This window comes from Sutcliffiella rhizosphaerae (assembly GCF_917563925.1).
Taxonomy (GTDB): Bacteria; Bacillota; Bacilli; order Bacillales; family Bacillaceae_I; genus Sutcliffiella_A; species Sutcliffiella_A rhizosphaerae.
This window is the reverse complement of the sequence record NZ_CAKJTJ010000006.1, coordinates 120401-128433: the sequence shown is the minus strand read 5'-3', so window position 1 is coordinate 128433 and position 8033 is coordinate 120401. Positions and strand designations below refer to the sequence as shown.

The following is an 8033-nucleotide window of genomic DNA, read 5'->3' as shown; positions in this document are numbered from 1 at the left end:
CTTATGTGTGATCAAAACTAGGGATGCCACGATGATCATTAACGGGATATCGACGAAAGCGAGGAAGATATCGACGGTTATTTCAAGATATCGACCAAAACAGAGGGATATCGACGGTTATTTCAAGATATCGACCAAAACAGAGGGATATCGACGGTTATTTCAAGATATCGACCAAAACAGAGGGATATCGACGGTTATACCATTTTATCGACGAAAAAGGAGCTGATATCGACGAACCGACACTAATCGACACAATTCGCCCAACAAGCCTTTCCCAGTTCCAATGGCATTCTCTAAATCCCAATAGAAAAGAGTGCCACCAAAGGTAGCACTCCCCTATCAAACCGAACTTAGTTAATCTCGGTTCTTTCTACTTCATTGCCCTCTCCATCTTTCACTACGACAGTTAATGTGTAGCGTTGACCGTTATGGTTTGCAGGAATAGAAAGCGTATGTGTAAATGTCTTTTCATTTTCTCCTGTTACTTCATAACTTTTAGATGAGGAATGATTAACTCTACCATGCTTGTCCACTAACTCCATTTCTATTGTGAAAGAGCTTGTATCACGTACATGATTGGAAATCGTGGAGCTTACTACAACATCCGATTTACGTTCTAAGTTTTTCAATTCCTTACCTTTTACGTCAAAAAATTGAGTGGATGCCGTGTATTTTACTTCCGGCTCTTCATATGGCACTTCATATTCAACGATATCACTTGCATCGCGAGGTTTTAATTGAATCGTGTCATTAAAGCGGCTGGACACACCTGTGATTGTAACGCTATCGCCATTTTCAAATACGAAATCATCAAAGACTAATCCAGAACGATTATCGACACGAACTAGTACAGATTGACCGTCCTTTGATGCTAAGAATTCAAAAGTTCCAAAATCATTTACTTTTCTAAGGTTTTCAATGGTAACCCCTTCGACTTCCACTAATTGAGCTTCATTCGCTGAGGTAATTTCAGCTGGTGTTACAGCGATTGGTGCTGGTACTTCTGCTTCTCCCAAAACTTCTAAAGAAGAAACATTCGCCACTTGCAGTTCCCTGCCGTATTCTCCTGTTTTACCAACTAGGCGGACTACATCACCAGCTTTTACATCTTCAACATTTTGGAAGACATAAATACCAGCAGTTTCGTCTTGTACATAAAATCCTTTTTGTCCCCAGATTCCAGAGTTTGTTGTCACAATACCTTCAATCGCAACATCTGCTCCAGCTGGTAATGTACGAGCTTCAGCAATTGTCACTGGCTCTAATTCTGGCTCTTCCTCAATTACGACAAACTCAAATGATCTCGTATCACGTACACCTGGTTGAGAGAAGTATGCTGCTAAATTACCTGTAACCTGCACAGCTTTTCCATAATTATCAGGATTGTTTACAAGGTTCAAACCAGCACGTACAGCTCCAGTTGGAAGCATTACTGGCATGATTTTCGTACGGTCACGCTCATCTAAACTATCTGCAATGATTAAATTAGTTGCGACAAAGTTACCATCATAAGATGGAAGGTTATTTGTCATCGTACCAATGATGTACCCTTGTACAGTAGCCGTACCGCTGTTTAACGCAATGGCTTCTGCAACAGTTAGGTAATCTCTTTCTGGCGGTTCAGGTGTTGCATCGTCACCTGAAATGGAAATACGAGAACCTTCCACATAATCAATTGGTGCTTCTTGATCTGCAACATAACCAACAATTGATTCCCATACTTTTCCATAACCACTGCCAATTAGTTCACTACCAAGATTGTAGAATGCACGGCCATGCATGTAATCGTTATAGGCCACCGTGTATTCTGCTGTTTCATCAAGTGGTTGTCCATCTGGTGTTGTTAATAGAACATCAACAAATTTCCCATTTTCTTTAATTAGCTCATAATGGAATCCGGAAACCTGCACATCTACTCCATTATGGAAAGTGGATTGTTCTAATAACACTTCTTTCAAACGTTGAACAGTTGTTTTCGTAACATTGATTTCATTTCCGAATTGATCTAAATACTCAATTTGTTTATCCGTAATATTTCCTGCTGGAATGTTACCAATTACAGAAGAGTTATTAAGTACTCCAAAATCTGTACCCGCAGCAGCTCTGACAGAATCTGTATACAAGCTGCCTAAAGTGGAATCGCCTTTACTGTTATTGGCAGAGGATAGCCCTCTAGTTGTTGAGCCAATAACCTCTCCATCAATAGGCGCTCCAGTGGATACTTCAATAGAGATACGTTGATTAGCAGAATAATTGATTACTTGACCTTGCTCGGTAAGGTGTTTGGCAAAATTAATCATAGCTTCTGTCATAGTGCCTGATAGCGCTTCTAAGACAGTTCCTTCAAAATTATAACCAGAACCACCTGTCCCAATATAATCTCCGACTGCTACAACATATGTTTGATCATTATTAATTGGCACACCGTTTACGATAAGCTCGCTACCAAGGTAACGGCCAGTATTGTTTGTGATAATTTTGTAGTGTAATCCCGCTGTTTGCAAATCAATTCGATTTCGGCCATCTCTTGTGTAAGAATATTCAATGACATTTTTGATAGCAGCACCGGTCATTTCAATTTTCATTATTTCATTTGCAAAAGGTTCAATTGTATAAATATCATTTACAGTAATGTCACCTGCAGCGATATTTGCACGGATTCCCCCGCTATTTGTAAGAGCAATATCTGCACCAGTATGGTGGCGAATTGCATCTGTCCAGAAGTTACCTAATTGTGTATCTGTATTACCACTTCTGTTTAAACCAGTTTGGGTTGTTCCGATTACTTCACCAAGTAGCTCGTCCATTTCAGCATTATATGCATCCACTTTCGCTTGGACTACTGGATCAACCTCTGTTAATTGGCTTACACGTTGTAAAAAGCCATTTACTGCTGATACTTCGTTTTTCGCTGTATTATATTCAATTGTAAGGTTCCCAACATTCTCAGCATTACCGCCAGTTTGAACAATCGGCGTTCCATTCACCACGCGTGGTGCAGATAGTGCTGTATGGGAGTGTCCACCAATAATAACATCAAAGAAATCTACCTGTTCTGCTAGTTTAATATCTTCAGTGTAGCCATGATGTGTTAAAGCAATAAGTATATCTACTTCATCTTTTAAAAACTCATATTCTTTCGCTGTTTGAATAGGGTCTTTAAAGTTAATTCCTTTTACGTTTGCTGGTGCGGTAGATGGTGGTGTTTCTGTAACAGAAAAGACACCAACGGATAATCCATTTATATCAAAAATTTTATAAGGAGCTGGCTGAGGAAAATCTACATCTGTATTTTCAGTCACAACTGTATTAGCACTCAACCAATCGAAATTAGATTGTGCCATACGATCGACTGTATTTTGCTGACCATAGTCAAAATCATGGTTACCCATAGTCATTGCTTGAAGTCCCATAATATTCAAAAGTTCAACAATAGGCTCTCCGTATTGCAAATCAACGACAGGGTTACCACTGAAAATATCCCCTGCATCTAGGTAAAGAGAATGAGTTGCCTGATCTCTTACACTATTCAAGTAAGCCGAAACCTTGCCAAATTCATTAATCTTAGCATGCAAATCATTCGTATGCAGTACTTTTAGTTCGACTACATCCCCACTATTTTGCTCTTGAGCGGCAGCTGATTGACCTGGATTAATAGACCCAAATAATGGGGTTAAAACCAAAGTCAGCACTAGAATGATAGAAAATAGCTTTCTATTATTACTTACAAACGCTTTCATAACTTTCCTCCTATTAAACTTATTTCCACACAATTAAACTATAATTTAAATTTATTAAATTTTCATTAACTTATCGTGAAAAAAGTGTAAAATAACTAATATTTTGTCATAATAGTGTAAATGCATGTTATAGAAACCAGGAGGATAGTCATGAATGTAATAATAAACAATAAATCTATTGAACTATTTAAGGGTGCTACCTTAAAACATGCTCTACTGAAAACAGACCCTTCTCTCTATGAAAAAGTCCTTAGTGGGGAAGCTGTCATAGAAGACCAGCATGGCAACCTTACGCAAATCAATGGTGCTGTTGGCGAAAACTTCTCTTATACCGTAGTAAAGAAATAAGGATGCACCTTTTCTGGTGCATCCTTATTTCTTATACAAATTCTTTAATATCATATACTCTTCCATTTTCTACATTGGTAGAAAGAATCAGTTCCAACAGCTTCTCCGCCACGAAAAACGGGCTTCTTAATTGGCCTTCTTCATAGTACGTTTTAAATGTCTCTATATTATCAAAGTCTTCCTTATCAGAATTTCTAATAACTCCTTGCATTTCTGTATCCATGATACCAGGTGAAAAGGAGAGAATCGTTGTTGGAGAGGCTGCTTGTCCTTGCTCTAAGCCTACAGTTTTGGTAAACATATCTAACCCAGCTTTTGTGGAGCAGTACGTATTCCACCCATGAATTGGTCGATTTGCTGCACCTGAGCTTATATTAATGATTACTTTTTTGCAATTCCAACTTTCAGTTAATCGAATAAATTCATTCGTAATTAATATCGGTGTTAATAAGTTTAAATGGATGGCCTTGGTAATCATTTTATCATCTGCTTTTCCAGCAGGCTTTATTGGATCAACCATACCTGCATTATTGATAAAATATACTTCCTCCAACATATTATCCTCTTCTATTTTGGATAATAGGTACTGTACAATTCCGGTTATTCGCTCATGCTTAGTGAGATCTTCCTGAAGAAAAGAAAGTTCTGCCCCATTCGCATTTGCCAACTCTTCTAATTTCTCATTCTCAGTTCGTGAAATACAAATAACATGATTACCTTTTTTTAACAACTGCTGAACTGTCGCTTCTCCAAGCCCCTTGGAAGCACCTGTAACGATAAAATATTTCATTCGAGCACTCTCCTCTTCTATCTTGTTCTTATTAGTGTAATAAGAGAAGCGGCAATTTGCCAGCCATCTGATTTTTTATCGAATAGTTTGAATGGAAGTAAATTTACTCCACCAATCCACAAACTATATAGAAAAAACAAGTAATGATAAGAAAATTCAAAGGATGTAAGGAAGGGAAAAAGAAATATGATGGAAATGAAATTGAACATTGGCCCACCTGCTGAAATCCAAACCGTTGCTTTAGGAGATAGTTCTTTCTCACTGTCATTTGTCGAATAACCGCCTAAAAATGGTATGATATGTATTCGAAAGTTCGTATCAAATAGAGTAGACTCCATTACTTTCGGTCCAATTCCAATCCTTATTTTTGTTCCCTTAACATGATAAAGCTTCGCCATGACGACATGCCCTGTTTCATGAATAAGGTGAACGAGCGGAACAATGAGGTAAAAAAACACCAGTGCATCAAGCATAGCATTACCTTCACTTTCAAAATAGTTCCTTCTATTATGCCATATTTATGGAAATGGAGGAATATAAAAGAATCTTGATACCTACTTCAAGCAGGTTATCTAGTTCTCCCCCTAGATAAAAACGTTTCAACAAACTGATAATTATGTTACGATTGTATTTGCAAATACCAAGTGAAACGTTTCGTTTTATACCGTTTTATGTAAGCGCTTTTCTATCTTTTTATAAAGGGATGAAAATACATGATTGAAATTAAAAACAAGCAAATAGTAATAAATGGAAAGCCGACACTCATTATGTGCGGAGAAATTCATTATTACCGACTACAGCGAGAGGATTGGCAGGATCGTATTAACAAATTAAAGGATGCTGGATGCAATGCTGTTGCAACTTATATTCCGTGGTTATGTCATGAGCCTGTTGAAGGACAAGTTGACTTGATAGGCAATACACGACCAGAACTGGATCTTGGTGCGTTTATTGATCTTTGTGCGGAAAATGACCTTTACTTCTTTGCTCGTCCAGGGCCTTTTATTATGGCTGAAATGAAAAACGAAGGGATACCTCATTGGGTCGCAGAGAAGCACCCGGAGATTGTTCCAGTTGGTTGGGACGGAACCCCTGCTACCACACCGACACTTGACTACTTAGCTCCAGGATTTTTAAAGGAAACTAAGAAATGGTATGAAGCTGTGATGGCAATTATAGAGCCTCGCTTATATCAAAATGACGGCAATATAATAGGAGTGCAGCTTGATAATGAAGTTGGAATGCTATCTTGGGTAAGTAATTGCCCTGATTTAACAGATCAGCTTTTAGAAGACTTTGTTCGCTGGCTTAAAGAAAAATACGAACAAGCTATTTTATTGGAAAGATATCCATTTGATTTATGTGATCGCTCAGATAGAGTCAATGGTATTCGTTCACCAAAAGAAGACTATGCTGCTGAACTAATGCGCGATTTAGGTCATTATATGAGAAATCGTTTTACCCGTTATATCGCTATCTTACGTGAGTATTCTGAAGAATTCGGTGTCAAAGACGTTCCATTTATCGTTAATATCCATGGAACAGGTGGAGGTCGCGGTTTAACTTATCCTATTGGAATTTCTCAACTTTATGAAACATATACCCAAGATGAAGGATATATGTCAGGTTCAGATATTTATTTTGGTGATTTAAACATGGAGAGTTTTCAAGACCTCTATTTAATAAATGGATTTATGGATGCCGTCCATAATCCTGATCAGCCCTTAACTTCTGTTGAATTCAATTGTGGTGACGGTAATTTTGGTGAAACATTCGGAGGCCGCTATGATGTTTCTGCAGCAGATTTTAAAACAAGAATGTGCGTAGCCCAAGGAAATCGATTGCTTAATTATTACTTGTTTACTGGTGGGTATAACTATCAGATGGATGAAGCCCGTGGAGATGGAAATGGAAGAATTGCATCTACAGGTGAACGTCATGGATTTGCTGCTCCAGTAAACCCAGAAGGTAAACTGAATTTTACTTTCCCAAGAATGGCACGTTCTATTAAAACGATGATGGCTGTTGGTGACAAGCTGGCTGCAATGGATGAAGATCGAGATTCTGTCGCATTTGCATTTATCCCTGATTACTATATGACAGAGTATCGTTATCCAAAGAGTGAAAAGATGCGTGAAATTGTGGACAATATTACGATGCATCGTGGCGCTGGAGCATGGGAAATTGTTGCACGTGCTATGCTACTTGCAGGATTCCGCTTCAGTTCGGTTGACGTGCAAAATAAAGATCTAGTTCCTGAAAAAACGAAGTCTCTAGTTCTTCCTTCGGCAAGATATATGGATCGTGAAGTTCAGATTAAACTTGCTAACTATTTGAAAGCTGGTGGTGGAATTTTTCTATATGGAGAAGTGCCAACTTTTGATATGGAAGGAAAACCTTTCACTGAACTAGCAGATGCTCTTGGAGTATCCTCCAAAGGGGTAACCTTTAACGAGCATGGTCATCATATGTCATTGACAGCAGATGGCTGGGCTGCACCACGACCAGAAATCAGAACGTATTACAGTCAAAAATTCGCTATTAGCTCAAATGCTGAAGCTATTATGCGTGTGACAGAATCAGATGATGTTTGTGGATTTGAAGCACAAGTTGGAGATGCTGGTGGTCGTGCGATTGTTCTTGCAACTGCCTACCGTTGTGATATCGACTTGATTAGTTCTGCCCTAGAACGCCTTGGAGCTGTGCCAGGTTTAACTCATGACTGTGAATATCATGGTATTTTCTCTACATCCGTTTCTAATGGGGGGGAACGATTCATCCATCTGCTCAATCTTGATGGATTTGATAAAGAACTTCATGTTACCTTAGATGGAGAGAAATTATTTGATGGACGTAGCATTCTTTTACAAAATAAAGACGGGGTGATGCTACCTCTAAACGTCGTGCTTGAAAAGCCTAATGTGAAAATTTCACATTCAACCGCAGAAATTATGCATGTTACAAACGATTCGATTGAATTTAGGTTGACACAAAGCAAGGATTTCATTTGTTTAGAAACAGATAGAATAGTGGAATCTAGTCCAGATTATTTGGTAGAGAGAGCAGATAATAAGGTAACCATTATTTCCAATAAGCATGCAAAAGTAAATGATCAGTTAGTTGTAAAATTTGCATAATTGCTTTTTTAAGAG

The 8033-nt window shown here is 38.3% G+C and carries 6 protein-coding genes; 3 read left to right on the top strand and 3 right to left on the bottom strand.

Annotated elements, in window-relative coordinates; genetic code table 11:
- Positions 1 to 229, top strand: a 229-nt coding sequence (locus tag LRP81_RS07865; RefSeq protein WP_230500718.1) for a hypothetical protein, incomplete at its 5' end; no start/stop codon positions are given.
- A 124-nt stretch (positions 230 to 353) separates the two neighbouring features.
- Here LRP81_RS07865 and LRP81_RS07860 read toward each other — a convergent pair.
- Entirely contained in the window at positions 354 to 3743 is a 3390-nt protein-coding gene (locus LRP81_RS07860) for a 5'-nucleotidase C-terminal domain-containing protein (protein ID WP_230500717.1), read from the bottom strand.
- A 150-nt stretch (positions 3744 to 3893) separates the two neighbouring features.
- Here LRP81_RS07860 and LRP81_RS07855 point away from each other — a divergent pair, with 150 nt between their 5' ends.
- Positions 3894 to 4091 (top strand): hypothetical protein, encoded by a 198-nt coding sequence (locus tag LRP81_RS07855; protein WP_230500716.1) that lies wholly within the window; start codon positions 3894 to 3896, stop codon positions 4089 to 4091.
- A 31-nt stretch (positions 4092 to 4122) separates the two neighbouring features.
- Here LRP81_RS07855 and LRP81_RS07850 read toward each other — a convergent pair whose 3' ends face one another.
- Together LRP81_RS07850 and LRP81_RS07845 are read right to left on the bottom strand one after the other, a co-directional pair.
- Positions 4123 to 4881, bottom strand: coding sequence for a (S)-benzoin forming benzil reductase (locus LRP81_RS07850; RefSeq protein ID WP_230500715.1), 759 nt, complete (start codon positions 4879 to 4881; stop codon positions 4123 to 4125).
- A 17-nt stretch (positions 4882 to 4898) separates the two neighbouring features.
- The gene (locus LRP81_RS07845; RefSeq protein WP_230500714.1) at positions 4899 to 5354 is read right to left on the bottom strand and encodes a site-2 protease family protein; all 456 of its coding nucleotides are present in this window, start codon (positions 5352 to 5354) and stop codon (positions 4899 to 4901) included.
- Between the two features lie 240 nt (positions 5355 to 5594).
- On the opposite strand from LRP81_RS07845, the gene LRP81_RS07840 reads away from it, so the two are divergent.
- Positions 5595 to 8018 (top strand): beta-galactosidase, encoded by a 2424-nt coding sequence (locus tag LRP81_RS07840; RefSeq protein ID WP_230500713.1) that lies wholly within the window; start codon positions 5595 to 5597, stop codon positions 8016 to 8018.
- The last annotated feature ends 15 nt before the right edge of the window (positions 8019 to 8033 follow it).